Origin of the sequence: Stutzerimonas stutzeri, from assembly GCF_000935215.1 — a bacterium.
Taxonomy (GTDB): domain Bacteria; phylum Pseudomonadota; class Gammaproteobacteria; order Pseudomonadales; family Pseudomonadaceae; genus Stutzerimonas.
Map to the genome: position 1 here is coordinate 58,244 of NZ_JXXD01000011.1, position 22,239 is coordinate 80,482.

At 65.4% G+C, this 22,239-nt stretch carries 17 protein-coding genes; 8 read left to right on the forward strand and 9 right to left on the reverse strand.

The features are described from left to right. Positions 1-65 precede the first annotated feature (65 nt). The gene (locus LO50_RS01505) at positions 66-1,040 is read left to right on the forward strand and encodes a serine/threonine protein kinase (RefSeq protein WP_044313869.1); all 975 of its coding nucleotides are present in this window, start codon (positions 66-68) and stop codon (positions 1,038-1,040) included. Between the two features lie 137 nt (positions 1,041-1,177). Here LO50_RS01505 and LO50_RS01510 read toward each other — a convergent pair whose 3' ends face one another. Beyond that, complete coding sequence (locus LO50_RS01510; protein WP_044313870.1) at positions 1,178-2,017, reverse strand: 23S rRNA (adenine(2030)-N(6))-methyltransferase RlmJ; 840 nt, start codon at positions 2,015-2,017, stop codon at positions 1,178-1,180. Between the two features lie 135 nt (positions 2,018-2,152). Here LO50_RS01510 and LO50_RS01515 point away from each other — a divergent pair, with 135 nt between their 5' ends. Both LO50_RS01515 and LO50_RS01520 read left to right on the forward strand, forming a co-directional pair. Then, on the forward strand, positions 2,153-3,196 hold the full coding sequence (locus tag LO50_RS01515) for an NAD(P)H-dependent flavin oxidoreductase (protein WP_044313871.1): 1,044 nt from the start codon (positions 2,153-2,155) through the stop codon (positions 3,194-3,196). Between the two features lie 82 nt (positions 3,197-3,278). Beyond that, positions 3,279-3,812 (forward strand): sterol desaturase family protein, encoded by a 534-nt coding sequence (locus tag LO50_RS01520; RefSeq protein ID WP_044313872.1) that lies wholly within the window; start codon positions 3,279-3,281, stop codon positions 3,810-3,812. Here LO50_RS01520 and crtB read toward each other — a convergent pair. Genes crtB through fni form a run of 5 tightly spaced genes read right to left on the reverse strand, consistent with a single transcriptional unit; the run spans position 3,772 to position 9,711 of the window. Further along, a complete protein-coding gene (gene crtB / locus LO50_RS01525; protein WP_044313873.1) occupies positions 3,772-4,698 on the reverse strand; it encodes a 15-cis-phytoene synthase CrtB in 927 nt (308 codons plus the stop codon). The two genes, LO50_RS01520 and crtB, sit on opposite strands and share 41 nt — an antisense overlap. Further along, positions 4,695-6,212, reverse strand: a complete 1,518-nt coding sequence (locus LO50_RS01530; RefSeq protein ID WP_044313874.1) for a phytoene desaturase — start codon at positions 6,210-6,212, stop codon at positions 4,695-4,697. Before LO50_RS01530 ends, crtB begins: the two co-directional genes overlap by 4 nt. After that, positions 6,209-7,375, reverse strand: a complete 1,167-nt coding sequence (gene crtY, locus LO50_RS01535; RefSeq protein ID WP_152623945.1) for a lycopene beta-cyclase CrtY — start codon at positions 7,373-7,375, stop codon at positions 6,209-6,211. The genes LO50_RS01530 and crtY overlap by 4 nt, the downstream gene beginning before the upstream one ends. Further along, positions 7,365-8,651 carry a glycosyltransferase gene (locus LO50_RS01540; protein ID WP_044313876.1) on the reverse strand — a complete coding sequence of 429 codons (1,287 nt, stop codon included), beginning with the start codon at positions 8,649-8,651 and terminating at the stop codon, positions 7,365-7,367. The genes crtY and LO50_RS01540 overlap by 11 nt, the downstream gene beginning before the upstream one ends. Positions 8,652-8,670: 19 nt before the next feature. Continuing rightward, on the reverse strand, positions 8,671-9,711 hold the full coding sequence (fni, locus tag LO50_RS01545) for a type 2 isopentenyl-diphosphate Delta-isomerase (protein ID WP_044313877.1): 1,041 nt from the start codon (positions 9,709-9,711) through the stop codon (positions 8,671-8,673). 158 nt (positions 9,712-9,869) lie between these two features. Between fni and LO50_RS01550 the strand changes: the two genes are divergently transcribed. The 5 genes from LO50_RS01550 to selO all read left to right on the forward strand — a co-directional run bounded on the left by LO50_RS01550 (position 9,870) and on the right by selO (position 19,519). Continuing rightward, positions 9,870-10,760, forward strand: coding sequence for a polyprenyl synthetase family protein (locus LO50_RS01550; RefSeq protein WP_044313901.1), 891 nt, complete (start codon positions 9,870-9,872; stop codon positions 10,758-10,760). 102 nt (positions 10,761-10,862) lie between these two features. Beyond that, positions 10,863-12,665, forward strand: coding sequence for an acyl-CoA dehydrogenase (locus LO50_RS01555; RefSeq protein WP_044313878.1), 1,803 nt, complete (start codon positions 10,863-10,865; stop codon positions 12,663-12,665). Positions 12,666-12,800: 135 nt separating this feature from the next. Continuing rightward, positions 12,801-14,546 carry a potassium/proton antiporter gene (locus LO50_RS01560; protein ID WP_044313879.1) on the forward strand — a complete coding sequence of 582 codons (1,746 nt, stop codon included), beginning with the start codon at positions 12,801-12,803 and terminating at the stop codon, positions 14,544-14,546. A gap of 128 nt (positions 14,547-14,674) precedes the next feature. Next, positions 14,675-17,968 carry a mechanosensitive channel MscK gene (mscK, locus tag LO50_RS01565; protein WP_044313902.1) on the forward strand — a complete coding sequence of 1,098 codons (3,294 nt, stop codon included), beginning with the start codon at positions 14,675-14,677 and terminating at the stop codon, positions 17,966-17,968. Between the two features lie 90 nt (positions 17,969-18,058). Then, a complete protein-coding gene (gene selO, locus LO50_RS01570) occupies positions 18,059-19,519 on the forward strand; it encodes a protein adenylyltransferase SelO (RefSeq protein WP_044313880.1) in 1,461 nt (486 codons plus the stop codon). A 109-nt stretch (positions 19,520-19,628) separates the two neighbouring features. Here the strand turns inward: selO and LO50_RS01575 are convergent, their stop codons facing one another. The 3 genes from LO50_RS01575 to LO50_RS01585 are packed head-to-tail and all read right to left on the reverse strand — an operon-like array spanning position 19,629 to position 22,239. Beyond that, positions 19,629-20,819 carry a hybrid sensor histidine kinase/response regulator gene (locus LO50_RS01575; RefSeq protein WP_023445222.1) on the reverse strand — a complete coding sequence of 397 codons (1,191 nt, stop codon included), beginning with the start codon at positions 20,817-20,819 and terminating at the stop codon, positions 19,629-19,631. 2 nt (positions 20,820-20,821) lie between these two features. Next, the gene (locus LO50_RS01580; RefSeq protein WP_042921919.1) at positions 20,822-21,424 is read right to left on the reverse strand and encodes a chemotaxis protein CheB; all 603 of its coding nucleotides are present in this window, start codon (positions 21,422-21,424) and stop codon (positions 20,822-20,824) included. Next, the gene (locus LO50_RS01585; protein WP_044313881.1) at positions 21,421-22,239 is read right to left on the reverse strand and encodes a CheR family methyltransferase; all 819 of its coding nucleotides are present in this window, start codon (positions 22,237-22,239) and stop codon (positions 21,421-21,423) included. Before LO50_RS01585 ends, LO50_RS01580 begins: the two co-directional genes overlap by 4 nt.

Consider the following 22,239-nt stretch of genomic DNA (forward strand, 5'->3'; position numbering starts at 1 on the left):
CGGACGCGCGGTTGTTTAAAAGCCCCGGTGCAATACACTGATCGGTCTATTCTGCGGAGCCGGTCATGTCTCATCCCTTCGATACACTCACGCCGGACTTGGTCCTCGACGCTGTGGAAAGCATCGGTTATCTCAGCGATGCCCGCGTGCTGGCGCTCAACAGCTACGAGAACCGCGTCTATCAGGTGGGCATCGAAGACGAAACACCACTGATCGCCAAGTTCTACCGTCCCGGTCGCTGGAGCAACGAGGCGATTCTCGAGGAGCACCAGTTCAGCCTGGAACTGGTCGAGCGCGAGGTGCCGGTGGTGGCGCCGCTGGAACGCAACGGCACAACACTATTCGAGCACGCGGGCTTCCGTTTTGCGCTATTTCCACGTAGAGGAGGCCGCGCACCGGAGCCAGGCAATCTCGACCAGCTCTATCGCCTCGGCCAGCTGTTGGGGCGGATGCATGCGATAGGTGCAAACCGGCCGTTCGAGCATCGCGAAACCCTGGGCGTACAGAATTTCGGCCACGACTCGCTGAACAGCTTGCTGCAAGGTGACTTCGTGCCCAAAAGCCTGCTGCCGGCCTACGAGTCGGTGGCACGCGATCTGCTCAAGCGGGTCGAAGACGTCTTCGCCAGCACCAACTTCACCCCGATCCGCCTGCATGGCGATTGCCACCCGGGCAACATCCTCGCCCGCGACGATGCCTTTCATCTGGTCGACCTCGATGATTGCCGCATGGGCCCATCGGTGCAGGACCTGTGGATGATGCTCGCCGGCAAGCGCCATGAACGTCTTGGTCAGCTGGCCGAACTGGTCGACGGCTACAACGAATTCCATGATTTCGCCCCGCGCGAGCTGCCGCTGATCGAGGCGTTGCGCGCGCTGCGGCTGATGCACTACAGCGCCTGGCTCGCCCGCCGCTGGGACGATCCGGCCTTTCCGATGAGCTTTCCCTGGTTCGGCAGCGAGCGTTACTGGGGCGACCAGGTGCTGATCCTGCGCGAACAGATATCGGCGCTGCAGGAAGAGCCGCTCAGGTTGTTCTGACGCATGGTGTGGCTGCGGACCCGTGACGGTGGATGTGAAAAGCGACATCCACCCTACGAATCCCGGCGTCTGCGTAGGGTGGATCGCGCTTTATCGATCCACGGTGTGGACGTCCACCGGGTGGCGATCTCCGCGACTCAGGCCTCCTCGATCAGCCAGTCCAGCCGCCAGCTGCCCTGGCTCTGCGCCAGCTGCTCGGCCAGCCACGGCAACAGCTCACGCAGCTCATTCTCCAGCCCCCACGGCGGGTTGACGATGGCCAGACCCGAACCGCTCAGGCGGCTGGCGTCGTCGGCGGGGTGGACGAACAGTTCGGCACGCAGCAACTTGGGCGCCCCGCTGCGCGCCAGGTCCTGATAGAAGCGCTTGAGCTGGCGCTCGTCCTTGATCGGATACCAGATCACGCCGATGGTCTGGCGCATGCGCCCCAGCGCTTCCTTCATTGCCGTGACGCAGCGGCTCAATTCGTCGGCCTGTTCGAACGGCGGATCGATCAGCAGTACCACGCGCTTTTCCTGCGTCGGCATCAAGGCCCGCGGCACATGCCAGCCCTCGCCTCGGTGCACGGCCACGCGGCGGTCGCCGGCCATGTTGTCCTTGAGCAGCGCGCCGTCCTCGGGATGCTTTTCGTTGAGCTGCAGACGATCCTGCTCGCGGGTCAGTTGCCGCGCCAGCTCCGGCGAGCCGGGGTAATAGCGCAGCGCCCCGTCCGGGTTGAGCTGGCGGATCACGCCGAGGTAGTCATCGAGCAGCGCCGGGTGCGCCTCAGCCTGCCAGATGCGGGCGATGCCCTGCAGCCACTCGCCGGTGCGGCTGGCCTGGTCGCCGGCCAGATCGTAGAGGCCGACGCCGGCATGGCTGTCGAGGTAGGCGAAGGGCGCCTCCTTGCGCGACAGCAGGGCGAAGATCCGGCTCAACACCAGGTGTTTGAGCACATCGGCGTGGTTGCCGGCATGGAAGGCGTGGCGGTAGTTCATCTGATCCTCCTCGAGAGCCGCGCAGTTTACCCGTCCGCCTTGCGCCGCGCAGGTCCGGCATGACCGGCGTCGTTTTCCCCGGCCACCGACACGGGCTACAGTGGCGCCCCACGACGACTGAACGGAGCTGACCTCATGGACCTGCGCGATCTTTTCGGCATCGAGCACCCGATCATCCAGGCGCCCATGGCCGGTGCGCAGAATCATCTGCTGGCCGCGGCTGTCTGCGAGGCCGGCGGGCTGGGCTCGATCCCGGCCGGCATGCTCAATGCCGAGGCGCTGGACGCCGAGCTGACCGCCATCAAGGCGCTGACCGACCGACCGTACAACGTCAATTTCTTCTGCCACCAGACGCCGGCCGCCGACCCGACGGCCTTCGACGCCTGGCACCGGATGCTGGCACCGCTCTTCGCCGAATTCGACATCGACCCGGCAGGCATTCCCGCCGGTGCCACCCGCCAGCCGTTCGACGCGGCCATGGCCGAGGTGCTGGAGCGGCACAAGCCGGCGCTGGTCAGCTTCCACTTCGGCCTGCCTAGCCCCGAACTGTTGCAGCGCGCCCGGGCCACCGGGGCGAAGATCGCCTCCAGCGCGACAACGGTCGCCGAAGGCCTCTGGCTGCAGCAGCACGACGTCGACCTGGTGATTGCCCAGGGCCTGGAAGCCGGCGGTCACCGCGGCATCTTTCTCAGCGAGGACCTGACCACCCAGCTCGGCACCTTCGCGCTGCTGCCACAACTGGTCGCCGCGCTGGATGTGCCGGTGGTCGCTGCCGGCGGCATCGCCGACACCGGGGGCGTGGCCGCGGCGCAGAACCTCGGTGCCGCTGGCGTGCAACTGGGCTCGGCCTATCTGCTGTGCCCGGAGAGCCGTACCAATGCGCTGCATCGCGCCGCGCTGAAGAGCCCGCAGGCAGCGCATACCGCGCTGACCACCCTGTTCAGCGGGCGCCCGGCGCGCGGCATCGTCAACCGCATCATGCGCGAACTGGGCCCGCTACCCGAAGGCGTGCCGCCCTTCCCGCTGGCCGGCAACGCCATCGGCGCGCTGCGCGCCCAGACCGAGAAGCAGGGCCTGGATCACTGCACGCCGCTGTGGGCCGGGCAGAACGTCAGCGGCTGCCGGGAGATCCCGGCCGGCCAGCTGACCCGTGAACTTGCGGCCGGCTGGCGGGCCTGAGTCATTACGCAGTCCGTCGCGGCGAGCCCTGAGCCGCCGTGACGGAGCGTAGAATCGACCGCACGTCACACGGAACGCCGCCATGAGCCCACTGACCAATACGCTCGTCTTCCTCGCCACCCTGGCCGGCATGGAAGTCTTTGCCTGGTGGGCACACAAGTACGTGATGCACGGCTGGGGCTGGGGCTGGCACAAGTCGCACCACGAGCCACGCAGCGGCTGGTTCGAGAAGAACGACCTGTATGCGGTGGTGTTCGCTGGCGTGGCGATCCTGCTGATCGCCCTCGGCACGGCCGGTTATCACCCGCTGGAATGGATCGGCGCCGGGATGACAGCCTACGGCTTTCTCTACTTCGTCGCCCATGACGGGCTGGTCCATCATCGCTGGCCGCTGCGCTATGTGCCGCGCAACGGTTATCTCAAGCGGCTGTATCAGGCGCACCGCATGCACCATGCGGTGGAAGGCAAGGAGCGCTGCGTGTCCTTCGGCTTCCTCTACGCGCCGCCGCTGCCGGTGCTCAAGCGCCAGCTGCGCGAGCTGCACGACGGGCCGTTGCGCAAGCACCAGAGTGCATCTAGCGAGGACGTCTCCAGAGATCGACAGGACGCGGCCTGACCTGCATCCGCCGCGAGGCCAGCGCCAGCACACCACCCCCCAGCAGAAACTGCAGCTTCTGCCCTTTGCTGGTCGAGACGCGCGTATCCCATGCCGCCGCGCCCCGAGCCTTCACCTCGACGCCAATTTGCCGGTAGACGCCATGCGCCGTGGCGATCGACCAGGCCGAGCGTAACGGCAGGTCCCGCAAGCCCTGAGATGCTGATTGATAGTAGGGTTCGGCCAGATCCACCAGTCGCGCTGCCAGCGTGGCCAATGCCGCACGATGCTCAGGTAGCGCGACCTCATCTTCAGGGATGCCCACTTCGGCCAGCCACTCGGCCGGCAGGTAGACGCGCCCGATCTGCGCATCCTCGACGATATCGCGGGCGATATTGGTCAGCTGAAAGGCCAAGCCCAGATCACAGGCGCGATCCAGCGTCGGCTCTGCTTCGGCGCCCATCACCCGCGCCATCATCAGCCCCACCACGCCGGCAACCCGGTAGCAGTAGAGCAAGGTGTCGTCGAGGGTCCGGTACTGGTAATCCTGTACATCCATGCGAAAGCCGGCCAGATGCTCCAGCGGGTACTCACTGGGGATCTGGTGACGCTGAATCACCTGCTGGAACGCCGCAAAAGCCGGATCGCTCATCGGCTCGCCGGCATAGGCGCGTTCGGTCAGGCCAACCAGCTCGGCCAACCGCGCCTCGCCAGTCGATCGATCACCCTCGACCTGACCATGCCCCAGCGTCTGCCCGTCGATCACGTCATCACAGTGACGGCACCAAGCGTAGAGCATCACGGCGCTCTGGCGGGTGCGCTCGTCGAACAGCTTGGCCGCCGCCGCGAAGCTCTTGGAGCCGACGTTGATCGCCTGGGTCGAGTGATCGACGACCTTGTCGTTCATCCGGCCTGCTCCTTCAATAGGAAGTCCTCCAGCATCAGCCCGGCAGTGGCCTTGGCCGAACCTACGACGCCCGGAACTCCAGCGCCCGGATGGGTACCGGCGCCGACGATATAGAGGTTGGGAATCACGTCATCACGGTTGTGCGGGCGGAACCAGGCGCTCTGGGTAAGGATCGGCTCCAGCGAAAACGCCGAGCCGAGATGAGCGTTGAGCTTGTCGCGGAAATCGTGCGGCGTGAAGATGCGGTGGGTCACCAGATCACCGCGCAGACCGGGAATATAGTGCCGCTCGAGGTAGTCGAAAATGCGGTCGCGGTATTTTGGCCCCTCCACCGCCCAATCGATATCTGCCGTGCCCAGGTGTGGCACCGGCGCCAGCACGTAGTGGCTGGCACAGCCCTCCGGTGCCAGCGACGGATCGGTCACGCAGGGCGCGTGCAGGTAGAGGGAGAAATCATCGGCCAGCGTTTCGCGCTTGAATATCTCGTCGATCAGCTCGCGATAGCGCGGGCCGAAACACACCGTGTGGTGTTGCAGGTGCTCATGGCGGCGCTTGAGGCCGAAATGGATGACGAACAGCGACATCGAGAAACGCTTGCCGGAGAGCCGTTTGGCCTCATCGCGACCACGCTGCTCATGCCCGAGCAGCTGCTTGTAGGTGTTGACCACATCGGCGTTGGAGGCGACCGCATCGGTATCGAAGCGCCGACCGTCACCCGTGATCACCGCCTTCGCCCGCCCTTCGGTCAGCTCGATGCGCGCCACCTCGGCGTTCAGCTCCAGCTTGCCGCCCAGGTCCTCGAAAAGCCGGACCATCCCCTGTACCAGCGCACCGGTACCGCCGCGCGGAAACCAGACGCCGCCCTGGCGCTCCAGCGCATGAATCAGCGCGTAGATCGACGAGGTTTCGAAGGGGTTGCCGCCGACCAGCAGCGAGTGAAAGGACAGCGCCTGCCGTAGCCGGTCGTTCTCCACGAACTTGGCCACCATGCTGTACACGTTGCGCCAGGCCTGCAGCTTGGCCAGCTGCGGAGCGACGCCAATCATGCTGCGGAACGACAGGAAGGGCACGGTGCCGAGTTTGACGTAGCCCTCTTCATACACCGCGCGCGAATAGGCGAGAAAGCGCTGATAGCCGGCGACGTCACGGGGGTTGAGCGCATAAATCTGCCGGTCCAGCTCGACCTGATCGTTGACGTAATCGAAGCTGTAACCGTCCTCCCAGCACAGCCGGTAGAAGGGGCTGACCGGCAGCAGCTCGACGTAGTCGGCCATGCGCTTGCCGGCGCCGCTGAAGAGTTCTTCCAGCGCCGGCGGATCAGTGATCACCGTCGGCCCGGCGTCGAAGGTGAAGCCCTGGTCGCGGTAGACGTAGGCGCGGCCGCCCGGCTTGTCGCGCTTCTCCAGCAGCGTCGTCTGGACGCCGGCGCGCTGCAGGCGGATCGCCAACGCCAGCCCGCCGAAACCGGCACCGATCACCACCGCCCGCCTCACACCGCCTGTTGCCTGGTTCATCGTCTGTCCTTGTGCAGATTGCTGGCGGCCAGCGCCCGCAGCGCCTCGCCCACCGGCACGGGAGGTTTGCCCGAGACGATGCGCAAGCGGTCCCAGGCAGTCAGCTCGGCCGCATAGAAGCGCTGGATCAGCGGTTCGCGCAGCCGGTAGAAACGCTGCATCACCGCCCAGCGGCGATCCGCCGGGCCGGCCATGAACAGCATGCGATTGAGCAGGCGGAAGAAGCCGCGCCGGCGCCACTGCAGCGTGGAATAGTCGCGAATCGCGGCGAACAGGCTGCCTGCATCCCAGCGATCGAGGGCGACCAGGTGGTCGGCCAGGCGCACCGCATCGGGCAGCGAATAGCCCGTGGTGGGGTGGAACAGCGCGGCCGACAGTCCGCTCTGCGGCACGCCACGCGCCTCGCCCCAGAACGCCGCGATATCGCCGGACAGCACGATGGGCAGCACGCCCTGCTCCTCGCGCAGCACCTCGCGGATCGCCCAACCGCGGCCCTCGGCGTAGCGCTGGATATTGGCGCGCAGAGCCTCCGGCGCCACCGCATCGCCGTCGGCGTAGTAGGTGTCTTCGATCAGCACGCTGTCGACGCTGAGCGGCAGCACGTAGACGAAGCGATAGCCGTCTTTCTGGGCGACGCTGGCGTCCATGATGATCGGCACCTGCAGGCCATGGGGCTGCTGCAGACGCAGCTCCTGGCCGAGAAACTTCTGGAAGCCCAGCGCCAGCTGATCGGTCCGCCGCACGCCGCGTCCATCGATCACGGCGCCGGCCTGCAGGATGTCCCCCGAGCCCAGACGCACCCTTTGTGACTCCACGCTGGCGACGGTCGTGCGCAAACGCACGCCATCGCTCAGTTCTGGCATCAGGTACTGGTGAAAGCGCTCCGAGAAGATGCTCGCGTAACCGCTGCCCAGCCGGCGCTGCAGGTCGGGAAAGATCACTTCATAGCCGGGCCAGCGCTTGCCCACCATGGGCTCCAGCCAACGGTGCTGAGCCGGCGTCAGATCGTGCTGGTGAAAGGACCAGGTGTGATTGCCGCCCAGGGTGTCGCCCTGCTCGACGAGCAGCAGGCGCAGATCGGGCCGCTGCTGACGCAGGCGCAGGGCCAGGAGCCCGTTGGCCAGCCCGCCGCCAACCAGGATCAGGTCCGCATCAAGCGCCACTCGCCACCTCCGGTCGTAGTCCATCTGTCCCGAGCGCAGCCTCGATCAGCTCGGCGGCACGCACCGCACCACCGGCCTCACGCACTTCTGCTCCCAGTTGCGCCGCCCGCTGGCGAAACTCGCCTTCGTTCAACAGCCGCTGCAATGCGTGGCCGATCCGCGCCGGGCTCGCCAGTTGCGGCTGCAGGCGCAGGCCGACGCCGGCATGTTCGATACGCCCTGCGACACCCGGCTGATCGAAGGCAATCGGCAGCGCCAGCATCGGCACACCGGCCTCCAGGGCATCGAGCACGGTATTCAGCCCGGCGTGGGTGATGACCGCCGCAGCCATGGCCAATGCCGCCCGCTGGGGCGCGAAGTCGGTGACCCAATGCGCGCCCTCGCCCTGCAGCCGCGCCGATTGCGCGGCATTCAGCCCGCCGCAATGTGCGATCAACAGCTGTACGCCGAGCGGCTTGCAGGCGCGGGCGATATTGCGCAACAAGCTGTAGCGATGACCCTGGAGGGTGCCCAGCGAGGCGAAGACGAACGGCCGCGTCGGATCGATTGGCAGGTTCAGCTCGGCTTCGTTTTCCAGCGGGCGCCGCAACGGCCCGACAGCATGAAAATTCGCCGGGAGCTGGCGGCGCGGAAAGTCGAAGCCTGGCACCGTCTGGCTGACCTGCAGCAGCGGCGACAGGCACTCGCTCAAGGTCGAGCGCGGCGCCAGGCCGAACGCCTGACAGTAGTGCTGGATCACCTCGGCGTGGGGGCGCATCAGGCGGTCGTAGACACGACTGCTGTGCAGGTTGAGCTGCTCGCCCCAGTCAGTCGCCCGGTAGCGCCAAGGCATCACCGGCAAGGGCACCAGCGGCTCGCGATTGAACGGCAAGGCGCAGGCGATGGATACGAACGGCAGGCCAAGATGCTCGGCCACCAGCGCACCCGCTGGCTCCATCTGATCGGCCAGCACGGCGTCGACCTTCAGCGAACGCAGCATGTCCGGCGCCTCGCGACAGAACAGTGCAGTACTCGCCGCCATGTCGGCGATGACCCGCCGAATGCCGAACGGCCCCGGTTGCGTGGCGCGGCGGACCACCGCAGCCAGGCTACCCGGCGGATGGGAATCGGCGCCGATGACGGTAAATCCGGCGTCGGACAGCTCCAACAGCGCAGCGACATCGGCCTGCTGAACGAAGGTGACGCGATGACCGCGCTGCACCAGCTGCCAGACGACCGCTTCGAACGCGCGCAGGTGGCTGAGAAAGGGCGGCGCGATTGCCGCGAAATGAGTCATCTGGCGGCTCCGCCCGGCATCAGGCAGTGGGCACTTGCAGCAGCCGCGCCTGCCGCAGCTCGGCCAGGCCAGCCGAACCTGTACAGAAACAGGCGATGCGCAGCTGCTCGATCAGCACCTCGAAGTGCTTGACCACCGCCTCACTGCTCAGCATCGCGGCTTGCAGCACGCCCGCTGCCTGCCCGACCAGATCGGCGCCCAGGCAGATCGCCTTGGCCGCCGCCACACCGTCGCGAATACCACCGGAAGCGATAAGCGGCGTTTCCGGGCAGGCCTTGCGCACGGCCTGCAGCGCGTGCGCGGTGGGGATGCCCCAATCGGCGAAGGCCTGGGCGATCGCGCGCTGACTGACATCGCTGGCGCGCTCGGCTTCCACCGCGGCCCAGCTGGTACCGCCGGACCCCGCGACATCGATGGCGGCAACACCGGCGTCGACCAGCTGCCGTGCCACCGTCGCGGATATGCCGGCACCGACTTCCTTGATCACCACAGGCGCAGCCAGGCGGCTGGCAAGCGCTTCGATCGCCCGCAGCACGCCTCGCCAATCACGGTCGCCACCCGGCTGCTCCGCCTCCTGCAGCGGGTTCAGGTGCACGATCAGCGCATCGCCATCGATCATCTCGACCGCGCGCCGCGCCTCGTCCACACCGTAGCCGCGTACCAGCTGCGCGGCACCGAAGTTGGCCAGCAGGAGGATGTCCGGCGCCAGCTGGCGCAGCTGCCCGGTCAGGCCCTGATCTCCCGCGGTTTCAAGCGCAACCCGCTGCGAACCCACAGCCATGGCGATACCCAAGTGTTGCGCGGCTTCCGCCAGGTGCGCATTGATCGCGGCAGAACGTGCGGCGCCGCCAGTCATCGAGCTGATTAGCAGCGGCGCCCGCAGCTGGCGGCCGAACAGCGCGCTATGCAGGTCGATCTCATCAAGGTGCAACTCGGGCAGGGCGCAGTGCTCAAAGCGAAATGCGCCGAAACCGGTACCCGTCGCACCGGCTGCCCGCGTCGGGTCCAGGACGATATCCAGATGATCGTTTTTGCGGTTGACCAACGATTGTTTGCTCATGGAAATCGGCTTCCGGGAAGACTTGTTTGGACGTGACGCCCTGAAAAAAGTGCTATGCGATGGCAACGAGTTGTACAGGTTTTTGTCATAACGTCCAATCGTTGTACAACATTGCACAACCCTGGTGCTCGAACTGGGGCGCCAGCGAGGGCACCGCCATGCAAACGCAGAATTCCACCCTCCCGCTTCCGCAATGCGACAGCCTGCTGCGCCTGCGGCGACAGGTCGACGAGCGCCTGGCCATGCGCCTGCCGCGACCCGAGTTGGAGCTGGACAAGGTCACGCTGGCGTTACGTGAAGGCACCCTCGCTCCCGGCAAACGAATCAGGCCACTGTTGTTGCTGCTGGCGCTGGGAGATCTCGGCGTTGACCCCGATATCGGCCTGGACCCGGCCTGTGCGCTGGAGATGATCCACGCCGCCTCGCTGTTTCTCGACGACATGCCATGCATGGACAACGCCAGCCTGCGGCGCGGCCAGCCGACCATTCATCTGCGTTTCGGCGAGGATGTCGCCGTCCTCGCCTCAGTGGCCCTGCTCAGCCATGCCTATGGCATAACCGCCACCGCGCCCAGGCTCACCCCCAGGCAGCGCAACGACGCGGTGGCCACACTGGCGCGAGCGGTCGGTGCGCAGGGCCTCGTGAGTGGGCAATTTCGCGACCTGCATGACGCACAAGAAGCACAGCAGCTCGATGCGGTGATTGCCACCAATCAGCTGAAAACCGGCTCACTGTTCACCGCCGCATTGGAAGTTGCGGCCCTGCTCGCGGGGGCTGAGCGGACGCGGACACGCTATCTGCAAGGCTTTGCCAACGAACTGGGCCTGGCGTTTCAGCTGCTCGACGATATCGCCGATGGCCTGACGCCCGAACAGACCGGCAAGGACTGCCAGCAGGACCGGGCCAAGGCTACCGTGGTCTCGCTGCTTGGCCAGCAGGCGGCAGAGCAGCAGCTGGCAACCCATCGAGAGGCCGCCCTCACCCATCTTGATGCCGCCGGCCTGGGCGATGGCGAACTGGCCGCGCTCATGCGCCAGCTGTTCGGCTGAATGGAGCGACCCCGTGTTGACGCTTCATCAGTGCAATGGATGAAGCTAGGCAATGGAAAACCGCGGTCCTTAGACTCGGGCCGATAAAAATGGAGGTTGACCATGACCGAGACCCTGCTCTGCCCGCGTAACCTGGCATTCGAACTCTACGAAGTGCTGGACGCCGAGGCGCTGACCCGCCGCGAGCACTTCGCCGATCACAGCCGCGAAACCTTCGACGCCGCCATCGGCACCGCGCGCACCATCGCCGAGAAATACTTCGCACCGCACAACCGCAAGTCCGACGAGCACGAGCCGCAGTACGTCAACGGCGAAGCGGTGCTGATTCCCGAGGTCAAGCCGGCCGTGGACGCCTTCATCGAGGCGGGCTTTCACAACGCGCAGCGCAGATTCGACGACGGAGGCATGCAGCTGCCGAACCTGCTGTCGCGGGCCTGCTTCGCGCATTTCCAGTCGGCCAACATCGCCACCAGCTCCTATCCAATGCTGAGCATGGGCGCCTCGCACCTGATCGAGGCCTTCGGCTCCGACGAGCAGAAGCAGCGCTTCCTGCAGCCGATGCTCGAGGGCCGCTTCTTCGGCACCATGGCGCTCACCGAGCCGCATGCCGGCTCGTCGCTGTCGGACATCCGCACCCGCGCCGAACCGGCCGGTGACGGCAGCTATCGCCTCAAGGGCAACAAGATCTTCATTTCCGGCGGCGACCACCCGCTGTCGGAAAACATCGTGCACATGGTGCTGGCCAAGCTGCCGGACGCGCCGCCCGGGGTGAAGGGTATCAGCCTGTTCATCGTGCCGAAGTTCCTGGTCAACGACGACGGCTCGCTGGGCGAGCGCAACGACGTGCTGCTGGCCGGCTTGTTCCACAAGATGGGTTGGCGCGGCACCACCAGCACGGCGCTGAACTTCGGCGACAACGGCAATTGCGTCGGCTATCTGGTAGGCGAGCCGCACAAGGGCCTGGCCTACATGTTCCAGATGATGAACGAGGCGCGCATCGGCGTCGGCATGGGCGCGATCATGCTCGGCTACGCCGGCTACCTCTACTCGCTGAACTACGCCCGCGAGCGTCCGCAGGGTCGCCTGCCGGACGGCAAGGACCCGGCCTCGAGCCAGGTGCCGATCATCGAGCACACCGACGTCAAGCGCATGCTGCTGATGCAGAAGGCCTATGTCGAAGGCGCCTTCGATCTCGGCCTGTACTCGGCACGCCTGGTGGACGACGAGCACACCGCCGAGAGCGACGAGGAGCGGCGCAACGCTGGCGAGCTGCTCGACCTGCTGACGCCGATCGTCAAATCCTGGCCGTCGGAGTATTGCCTGAAGGCCAACGAACTGGCCATCCAGATTCTCGGCGGTCATGGCTACACCCGCGAATATCCGGTGGAGCAGTACTACCGCGACAACCGACTCAACCCGATCCACGAAGGCACCCACGGCATCCAGTCGCTGGACCTGCTCGGCCGCAAGCTGATGCAGAACAAGGGTGCCGGCCTGCGCCAGCTGCTCGGGTTGATCCAGGCCAGCTGCGCACGCGCCGCCGAGTACGACTCGCTGACCGCACTGCGCCAGCCGCTGGAGCAGCACATCGCCCGCCTGACCAGCGTGACCCAGGCGCTGCTCGGCGATCTGGCAGCCGGCAAGGTCAACCAGGCGCTGGCCAACTCGGCGCTGTACCTGAAGGTGTTCGGCCATGCAGTGATCGGCTGGCGCTGGCTGGAGCAGGCACTGCGCGCCGAACGCGGACTGGCCGAAGGCAACTCGGCGGATGCTGACTTCTACCGTGGCAAGCTGCAGGCCGCGCGCTACTTTCTGACCTGGGAAGTGCCGGCTTGCGCGCACGAGCTGGCCGTCCTCGAAGCACGCGACGACACCTGCCTGACGATGCAGGACGCCTGGTTCTAGAGCGTGCCGCACATGCTGTAACAGCGCCCCGCTCCTGCGGGGCGTTTTTTTGACAGGCTGTCAAATCATCAGGTTAGAATCGCTGGCATATCCCGTGCATGGGCACGCGGCAGCTATCTCTAACGGAGACTTCATTTGGACGTCGGCAACATCAACCACCTGTTCTTTATCGGTGCCTTGTTGGTGGCGGCGAGCATCCTGATGAGTTCCCTTTCGGCGCGTCTCGGCGTGCCGATCCTGGTGATTTTCCTCGGCGTCGGCATGCTTGCCGGGGTCGATGGCGTAGGCGGTATCGTCTTCGAGGACTATCAGCTGGCCTTCGTCATCAGCAACCTGGCGCTGGCGGTGATTCTCCTCGACGGTGGCATGCGTACCCGTACCGCAACCTTCCGCGTGGCCCTGAAACCGGCGTTCTCGCTGGCGACCCTGGGCGTGGCGATCACCTCCGGCCTGACCGGCCTGGCCGCCGCCTGGTTATTCGAGCTGCCCTTGCTGCAGGGCCTGCTGATCGGCGCGATCGTCGGCTCCACCGACGCCGCCGTGGTGTTCAACCTGCTCAACGGCAAGGGGCTGAACGAGCGGGTCGGCTCGACGCTGGAGATCGAGTCGGGCAGCAACGACCCCATGGCCATGTTCCTGACCGTGGCGCTGATCGACATGCTGCTGGCCGGCCAGACCGGCTTCAGCTGGGACTTCCTGCTCAAGCTGGTCCAGCAGTTCGGCATCGGTACGCTGCTCGGCCTGGCCGGTGGCTGGTTGCTGCTGCAACTGATCAACCGTCTTTCGGTAGCCGACGGGCTCTATCCGCTACTGGCGGTGGCCGGCGGCCTGATGATCTTCGCCCTGTCCAGCGCGGTCGGCGGCAGCGGCATCCTGGCGATCTACGTCTGCGGCCTGCTGCTGGGCAACCGGCCGATCCGCAACCGGCATGGCATCCTGCACATGTTCGACGGCCTGGCCTGGCTCAGCCAGATCGGCATGTTCCTCGTGCTCGGCCTGCTGCTCACGCCCAGCGATCTGTTGCCGATCGCCGTGCCGGCATTGGCGCTGTCGCTGTGGATGATCCTTTGCGCCCGCCCGCTCGCGGTGTTCGTCAGCCTGCTGCCGTTTCGCAGCTTCCATCTGCGCGAGCGGCTGTTCATATCCTGGATCGGCCTGCGCGGCGCCGTGCCGGTGATCCTGGCGGTGTTTCCGCTGATGGCCGGACTGGAAAATGCCCAGCTGTTCTTCAACGTGGCGTTCTTCATCGTCCTGGTGTCCCTGCTGCTGCAGGGCTCGACGCTGGCGTGGGCGGCGAAAAAGGCCAAGGTCGAGGTTCCGCCCTCGCCACTGCCGATCTCGCGTACCGGCCTGCAGGTCCATACCACCAGCCAGTGGGAGCTGTTCATCTACCGCTTGAGCGCCTCCAAATGGTGCGTCGGCGCCGCCCTGCGCGAACTGAAGATGCCGCCGGGCACCCGCATCGCTGCGCTGTTTCGTGGTACCGAGCTGCTGCACCCGTCCGGCAGCACGCGGCTGCAGGTCGGCGACATCCTCTGCGTGATCGGCCATGAAGAAGACCTGCCGGCGCTCGGCAAGCTGTTCAGCCAGGCGCCCAAGCGCGGCCAGGACCTGCGCTTCTTCGGCGACTTCATCCTCGAAGCCGACGCCCAGCTCAGCGCCATCGCCGCGCTCTACGGCCTCAAGCTCGGCGAGGTGGATGGCGAGCAGACCATCGGCTCCTTCATGGCCGAGGAGGTCGGTGGTCGCCCGGTGGTGGGTGATCAGGTCGAATGGAACGGCCTGACCTGGACCGTGGCGGCCATGGAAGCTGGCGAAGTGCGCAAGGTCGGCCTGAAGTTTCCCGAAGGTGACAAGCCCGGCCCGCAACTGATGTTCTGATGCCAGTACAGCCGCCGGCTGACGCGGCCTCACCGCTCATCTGCCGGTCGACTGTCGGGTACTCGCGCTGGGCCGGCACAGTCCGTAGACTTCCGCTCTTTCCGGTCATCCGCTACGTCACTGCCCTCATGTCACTTCTGCGCACGCTGTTGCTCTCGACGCTCTGCCTGATCGTCGCCCCTTTGCATGCCCAATCGCTGGACAGCCTCACTGGCACGCCGTCCAGTGCCGAAGGCGAAGCGAAGCCCGCCCAACAATCGCTGGGCGAACAAACCCTACGCATGGTCGAGCAGACCGAAACCAGCAAGGCCCGCCTCGACGAGCTGAAGACGCAGCTGGCGCAGGCGCCGAAGGAAATCGCCGAAGCCCAGCGCGAACTGGCAAGGCTCAAGGCCAGCCCTGAACAGGACCCCGCCGAGCGCCATGCCCAGTTGTCGGTCGAGGCGCTGGAACAGCGTCTCGGCGCGCGGGTCGAGGAACTGGCGGAATGGCAGAAGCAGTACAGCGCCGCCAACAGCATGATCATTTCGGCGCAGACCCGCCCCGAACGCGCCCAGGCGCAGATCGGTACGGCGCAGACGCGTATCCAGGAGATCAACAACCTGCTCAAGAGCGGCCGCGAATCGGGCAAGCCACTGAGCGAAGAGCGCCGCGCACTGCTCGATGCCGAGATCGCCTCGCTCGAGGCGCAGATTGAATTGCGCCGCCAGGAGCTGGCAGGCAACAGCCTGCTGCAGGACCTGGGTAAGGCCCGCCGCGACCTGCTGGCCGAGCGCATCGCCCGTGCCGAGCAGGACACCCAGGCCCTGCAAGGGCTGATCAACGAGAAGCGCCGTGCCGAATCGGAGCAGACCGTCGCCGAGTTCTCGGCACGGGTGCAGCAGGCGGGCTCGGACAAACTGCTCGCAGCCGAAAGCGCCGAAAACCTCAAGCTGTCCGATTACCTGTTGCGTGCCACCGAACGCCTCAACCGCCTCAACCAGCAGAACCTGCAGACCCGCCAGCAGCTCGACACCCTCAACCAGACCGATCAGGCACTGGAGGAGCAGATCGCCGTGCTCGAAGGCAGCCTGCTGCTGTCGCGCATCCTCTATCAGCAGAAGCAGGCGCTGCCGAGCCTGCAGCTGGACAAGAATCTTGCCGACGAAATCGCCGATATCCGCCTCTATCAGTTCGAGCTGAACCAGCGTCGTGAAGCCTCAGGCAATGCCGCCGCCTATGTCGACCAACTGCTCGCCCAGCAGAACGAAGAGGAGGTCACACCTGAACTGCGGCGTACCCTGTTGGAACTGGCGACCACCCGTAGCGAGCTGCTCGACCGTCTCAACCGCGAGCTGGATGCACTGCTCAACGCATCCATCACCCTGCAGCTGAACCAGAAGCAGCTGCAGGACACCGCCAGCGCGCTGCGCAATACCCTCGACGAGCAGATGTTCTGGATTCCCAGCAACAAGCCGCTGGACTTCGACTGGCTGCAGGGCGCCGCCCAGCGCTTGAAGAATCAGCTCGCGGCGATGCCTTGGCTGTCCGCGCTGCAGGAACTGGGGGCAGGGCTCAAGGAGCGCCCGTTGTTCTTCCTGCCGCTGCTGCTGTTGATCGCCGCCCTGCTCTGGTGGCGCCGGAAGATCGAGGCCAAGCTCAGCTCGCTGAGCGAAGAAATCGGTCACTTCCGCAACGATAGCCAGCTGCACACCCCACTGGCGCTGCTGCTCAACCTGCTGCTGGCATTGCCCGGCGCCTTGTTCCTGACACTATGCGGCTACCTGCTGCAGATGGACGCGCGCGGACAGAATTACGTTCTTGGCGCCGCCCTTTATGAAATGGCTCAGGCCTGGTTGGTGTTCTACAGCGCCTATCGCATGCTCTCACCGGGGCGTGTGGCGGAGCTGCACTTCGGCTGGTCGAGGCCGCAGGTCGCCTTCCTGCGCGATGAGATCCGCCGCCTCGGCCTGATCGTCATGGCCCTGGTCGCTGTGGTCAGCGTCGCCGAACACCAGCCGGCGCGGCTGGCCGACGACGTCCTCGGCATCCTCGTGGTGCTGACCTGCTTTGCCCTGATGAGCTGGCGCCTCAACCGCCTGCTGCTCAAGGGCCCGTCGAGCCAGAACGCCCCGCCGCTGCGCCTGATGATCGGCCTGCTGTTCAGCGTGCTGCCGATCGCGCTGATCGTCGCGGTCGGTTTCGGCTACTACTACACCGCGCTGAAGCTGACCGACCGTCTGATCGACACCCTCTACCTGCTGATGATCTGGATCGTCGTCGAAGCCGCTCTGATCCGCGGGCTGACGGTGGCGGCGCGGCGCCTGGCCTACAAGCGTGCCCTGGCCAAGCGTCAGGCGCAAGGCGACGACGGCAGCAACACGATTGAAACCCAGGGAGAACCGGGGCTGGACATCGAACAGGTCAACCAGCAGTCGCTGCGCCTGACCCGCCTGACCATGTTCGGCGTGTTCCTCGTGGCGCTGTACTGGGTCTGGTCCGACCTGATCTCGGTGGTGTCCTACCTGGACAACATCACCCTGTACGAATACACCACCGGCAGCGGCGATGCCCTGACCACCGCGGCGATCAGCCTGAACAACCTGCTCGGCGCACTGCTGATCGTCGCCATCACGGTGGCCCTGGCGCGCAACCTGCCCGGCCTGCTGGAAGTCATGGTGCTGTCCAAGCTGCGTCTGGCGCAGGGCAGCGCCTACGCCACCACCACGCTGCTGTCCTATGCGCTGGCCGGCTTCGGCATCGTCACCACGCTGTCCACCCTCGGCGTCAGCTGGGACAAGCTGCAGTGGCTGGTAGCCGCGCTATCGGTGGGCCTGGGTTTCGGCTTGCAGGAGATCTTCGCCAACTTCATCTCCGGCCTGATCATCCTCTTCGAACGCCCGGTACGAATCGGCGACGTGGTGACCATCGGCAACCTGTCGGGCACGGTCAGCCGGATTCGCATCCGTGCCACCACCATCACCGACTTCGACCGCAAAGAAATCATCGTCCCGAACAAGACCTTCATCACCGGTCAGCTGATCAACTGGTCACTGAGCGACACCGTGACCCGCGTGACGGTCAAGGTCGGCGTGGCCTATGGCTCGGATCTGGAGAAGGTCAAGGAGCTGCTCTACAAGGCCGCCCAGGATAATCCGCGGGTGCTCAAGGATCCGGAGCCGCAGGTATTCTTCCTCAACTTCGGCGAGAGCACGCTGGACCATGAGCTGCGCATCCACGTGCGCGACCTCGGCGACCGCAACCCGGCGACCGACGAGATCAACCGTTTCATTGACCGCGAGTTCACCAAGGCCGGCATCAACATCGCCTTCCGCCAGGTCGACGTGTTCCTGAAAAACTTCGCCGGTCAGCAGCTGCAGCTCAGTGCCACACCGAAGCCTGCCGGCGATGAGCAGAAGCCGGCGACCGACGATCGCGGCTGAGGAACGTCCGGGCATCGCGTACCCTCCAACGTCCAGAACGCCCGGCTGCGGCCGGGCACTCCTCGCCCGCCTGCCGCCGCCGGAGACATCTTGAAAAGCCTGACCCAGCTGACCTTCGACAACCGCTTCGCCCGCCTCGGCGATACCTTCTCCACTGAGGTCTCGCCGCAGCCACTGAACGATCCGCGCCTGGTGGTCGTCAGCGAGGCGGCCATGGCGCTGCTGGATCTGGACCCGGCCGAGGCCGAGCAGCCGCTGTTCGCCGAACTGTTCTCCGGGCACAAGATCTGGTCGACCGCCGAACCGCGGGCGATGGTTTACTCCGGTCATCAGTTCGGCAGCTACAACCCACAGCTGGGCGATGGCCGCGGGCTGCTGCTCGGCGAGGTGGTCAACGAGGCCGGTGAGCACTGGGACCTGCACCTCAAGGGTGCCGGCAAGACGCCCTACTCGCGCATGGGCGATGGCCGCGCGGTGCTGCGCTCGTCGATCCGCGAGTTTCTCGCCAGTGAGCACCTGCATGCGCTGGGCATCCCCAGCAGCCGGGCGCTGTGCGTGACCTCCTCGAGCACGCCGGTCTACCGCGAGCGCCCCGAACGCGGCGCCATGCTGCTGCGCCTGGCGCAGAGCCATGTGCGCTTCGGCCATTTCGAGTTCTTCTATTACACCCGCCAGCACGCCGAGCTGAAACAACTGCTCGAACACGTCATCGAGGCGCACTTCACCGAACTGCTGGAACACCCCGAGCCGTTCCACGCATTCTTCCGCGAGGTGCTCGAACGCACTGCCGCACTGATCGCCCGCTGGCAGGCCTACGGCTTCTGCCATGGGGTGATGAACACCGACAACATGTCGATCCTCGGCATCACCTTCGATTTCGGCCCCTACGCCTTTCTCGACGACTTCGACGCGCGCTTCATCTGCAACCACTCCGACGACACCGGTCGCTACTCCTTCGAGAACCAGGTGCCCATCGCCCACTGGAACCTGGCAGCGCTGGCCCAGGCACTGACGCCTTTCATCGAGGTCAAGGTGCTGCGCGAAACCATGGAGCTGTTCCTGCCGCTGTACGAAGCCGAATGGTTGGACCTGATGCGCCGGCGTCTGGGTTTTGCTCAGGCCGAGGCAGATGACGAGGCGCTGGTGCGCCGCCTACTGCAACTGATGCAGGCCAGTACCGTCGATTACACGAACTTCTTCCGCGAACTTAGCGAGAGCCCGGCCGAACAAGTGGTCCGCCGCCTGCGCGAGGACTTCGTCGATCTGCAGGGCTTCGATGCCTGGGCCGCGGACTATTGCGCGCGCACCGCACGCGAGGGCAGCGAGCCGGCCGAGCGACAGGCGCGCATGCAGGCGGTCAACCCGAAGTACATCCTGCGCAACTACCTGGCGCAGCAGGCAATCGAGGCGGCGGAAAAAGGTGATTACGCCCCCGTGCGCGAATTGCACGCCGTGCTCAGCCGCCCCTTCGAGGAACAGCCGGGCATGCAGCGCTACGCCGAGCGGCCGCCGGAATGGGGCAAGCACCTGAAGATCAGCTGCTCGTCCTGAGGCGGAAAATCAATATCGCGCCGGGGCCGGCGCTGATGGATAAGGCACCTTCTCCGCTGGGGCGGAGATACGCTCTTGCGGCCCTACAGCCCAGCGAGCGTACCGGCAGCTACTCGCCCAGCGGCAGCAGCACGCGGAACAGCGAGCCCTGGCCTTCCTCGCTCTGCACCTGAATGCGCCCGTTGTGCGCACGGACGATCTGGTCGGCGATGAACAGACCCAGTCCCAGGCCGGCGCTGCTTTCACTGCCTTCGGCACGTTCGAACTGGCAGAAGATGCGCTCCAGACTCTGCGGGCTGATGCCGATGCCGTGGTCGCGCACCTCGATGCAGGCACCGTCTGCACACGACACGACACTGACGTGCACCGGCTTGCCAGCCCCGTAGCGCATGGCATTTGTCAGCAGGTTGGCCAGTACCTGTTCGATACGGAAGGCGTCCCAAACACCGATAATCGGCTCATTTCGCTCCAGCCGCAGCTCGCAGCCACAGGCTTCCATCTGCGCCGCAAAGCTCTCCACGACGTTGCCCACCAGCTGCGCGAGGTCGGTGCGGCTCGGGCGGATCGATAACTTGCCGGTACGGATGCGCGAGACATCGAGCATGTCGTCGATCAGGCGGATCAGGCTCTGAATCTGCCGCTCGTCCTTGTCCACCATGTTGCGCAGGCGCTCTTCACTGAAGGCCTCGAGATTGTTGCGACTGAGCTGCAGCTTGCGCAGCTGCACCTCGAGAATCAGGGTGTTGAGCGGCGTTTTCAGCTCGTGGGAGACGATCGACATGAAGTCATCGCGCATGCGCACGGCGCCCTCCAGCTCGGCCTGGGTGCTGCGCAGTTCGTCGAGCAGCACTTCCTGCTCACGACGGCTCCGTTCCAGGGCCTCCAGCTGGCGCGCCAGGCGCTTGCGCCCGCGATAAAGATCGACGAACACACTGACCTTGCTGCGCACCGCGTGGGCATCCAGCGGCTTCTGCATGAAATCCACCGCGCCGCTCTCGTAACCCTTAAAGGCATAGTTGAGCTCACGGCCGGCGGCGCTGACGAATACGATAGGGATCTGCTTGGTGCGTTCGGTGCCGCGCATCAGCTCGGCCAGCTGGAAGCCATCCATGCCCGGCATCTGCACGTCGAGGATTGCCAGCGCGAACTCGTGCCGCAGCAACAGCTCCAGCGCCTGCTCGGCCGATTCGGCCTGATGAACCCGTATGCCGGGCGCCTGCAACAGCGCATCCAGAGCCAGCAGGTTCTCCGGCAGGTCATCGACGATCAGCAGATTCACCTCGTCGGTACGGTCGGGCATGGTCACTCCAGTTCTCGCAACAATCGGTGAATGTCGCGTAGGGGCAAGATGTAATCCGGCGCGAAGCGCCGCAGAGCGGCGCGAGGCATGGTTGGTACGGCCGCTTCGACGGGGTCCTGAATCACGGTCAACCCGCCGCCGCGGTGAATCGCCTCGAGGCCGGCGGCGCCATCCTCGTTGGCGCCGGTCAGCAGGAAACCCGCAACCTGCGGTCCCCAGGCATCGGCCGCCGATTCGAACAGCACGTCGATCGACGGACGGGAAAAATGCACCGCATCGTCCTGGCTCAGGGACAGGCTGCGGTCGCTCTCGACCAGCAGGTGGTAGCCGGGTGCGGCAAAGTACAGCATTCCGCAGCGTAACTGGTCCTTGTCGTCGGCTTCCTTGACCAGCAGCCGGGTTCTGCGTCCGAATATCTCGGCCAGATGCGTCGGGCCATTGGCCGGCACGTGCTGGACCACCAGGATCGGCAAGCGGAAACCGCTCGGCAGGCCTTCGAGCACTATCCCCAGTGCTTCGAGTCCACCTGCCGAGGCGCCGATCACCACGGCCTCTATCGGCGGCTGGCGGCGGATCTGCAGAATCGCCTGCGCGGAGCTGCTCATGACTTGCGGAAGATCCTTTCCGATTTGTTGAACGGCTCGTAGTAACCGGCGTAGCCGGAGAACTCGACCGTTTCCTTGCTCCCCAGACCAAGAAATCCGCGGTGGCAGAGCGATTCGTGGAACAGACCGAAGGCGCGGTCCTGCAGCGGCTTGTTGAAATAGATCAGCACGTTGCGGCAGGAGATCAAATGCGTTTCGGAAAATACGCTATCGGTGGCCAGGCTATGGTCGGCAAACGTAACCGTTTCTTTCAGCGATTTGTCCATGATCGCCGAGTCGTACGCGGCGGTGTAATAGTCGGAAAAACTGCGCGTGCCGCCGGCCTGTTGGTAGTTCGCCGTGTACTGGCGCAGGTGGTCGATGGCGAAGATACCCTGGCGCGCCTGCTCCAGCGAACGCGGGTTGATGTCGGTGGCGTAGATGATCGAGCGCTCGAGCAGCCCCTCTTCCTTGAGCAGGATGGCCATCGAGTAGACCTCTTCGCCGGTGCTGCAGCCGGCAATCCAGATCTTCAGCGACGGATAGGTGCGCAGCACTGGCACCACCTGTTCCCGCAGCGCGCGGAAATAGCCGGGATCGCGGAACATCTCGCTGACCGGGATGGTGAGGTACTGCAGCAGGTCCATGAAGGCCTGCGGGTCATAGAGGATCTTGCGCTGCAAGGCCGAGATGCTCTCGCATTGCAACTGCTTCAACGCCAGCAATACCCGGCGCTTGAGCGAAGCTCCGGAGTAGTCACGGAAGTCATAGCTGTACTTGAGGTAGATCGCCTCGATCAGCAGCTTGAGTTCGATCTCGACGTTACGGTCGCCCAT

Coding starts and splice junctions, on each gene's coding strand:
- LO50_RS01580 (WP_042921919.1), bottom strand. CDS start 21,424: ATGAGCAGCTCCGCGCAGGCGATTCTGCAGATCCGCCGCCAGCCGCCG.
- LO50_RS01520 (WP_044313872.1), top strand. CDS start 3,279: ATGAGCCCACTGACCAATACGCTCGTCTTCCTCGCCACCCTGGCCGGC.
- mscK (WP_044313902.1), top strand. CDS start 14,675: ATGTCACTTCTGCGCACGCTGTTGCTCTCGACGCTCTGCCTGATCGTC.
- LO50_RS01550 (WP_044313901.1), top strand. CDS start 9,870: ATGCAAACGCAGAATTCCACCCTCCCGCTTCCGCAATGCGACAGCCTG.
- LO50_RS01515 (WP_044313871.1), top strand. CDS start 2,153: ATGGACCTGCGCGATCTTTTCGGCATCGAGCACCCGATCATCCAGGCG.
- fni (WP_044313877.1), bottom strand. CDS start 9,711: ATGAGCAAACAATCGTTGGTCAACCGCAAAAACGATCATCTGGATATC.
- LO50_RS01555 (WP_044313878.1), top strand. CDS start 10,863: ATGACCGAGACCCTGCTCTGCCCGCGTAACCTGGCATTCGAACTCTAC.
- LO50_RS01585 (WP_044313881.1), bottom strand. CDS start 22,239: ATGGGCGACCGTAACGTCGAGATCGAACTCAAGCTGCTGATCGAGGCG.
- LO50_RS01505 (WP_044313869.1), top strand. CDS start 66: ATGTCTCATCCCTTCGATACACTCACGCCGGACTTGGTCCTCGACGCT.
- LO50_RS01530 (WP_044313874.1), bottom strand. CDS start 6,212: ATGAACCAGGCAACAGGCGGTGTGAGGCGGGCGGTGGTGATCGGTGCC.
- LO50_RS01510 (WP_044313870.1), bottom strand. CDS start 2,017: ATGAACTACCGCCACGCCTTCCATGCCGGCAACCACGCCGATGTGCTC.
- LO50_RS01575 (WP_023445222.1), bottom strand. CDS start 20,819: ATGCCCGACCGTACCGACGAGGTGAATCTGCTGATCGTCGATGACCTG.
- crtB (WP_044313873.1), bottom strand. CDS start 4,698: ATGAACGACAAGGTCGTCGATCACTCGACCCAGGCGATCAACGTCGGC.
- LO50_RS01540 (WP_044313876.1), bottom strand. CDS start 8,651: ATGACTCATTTCGCGGCAATCGCGCCGCCCTTTCTCAGCCACCTGCGC.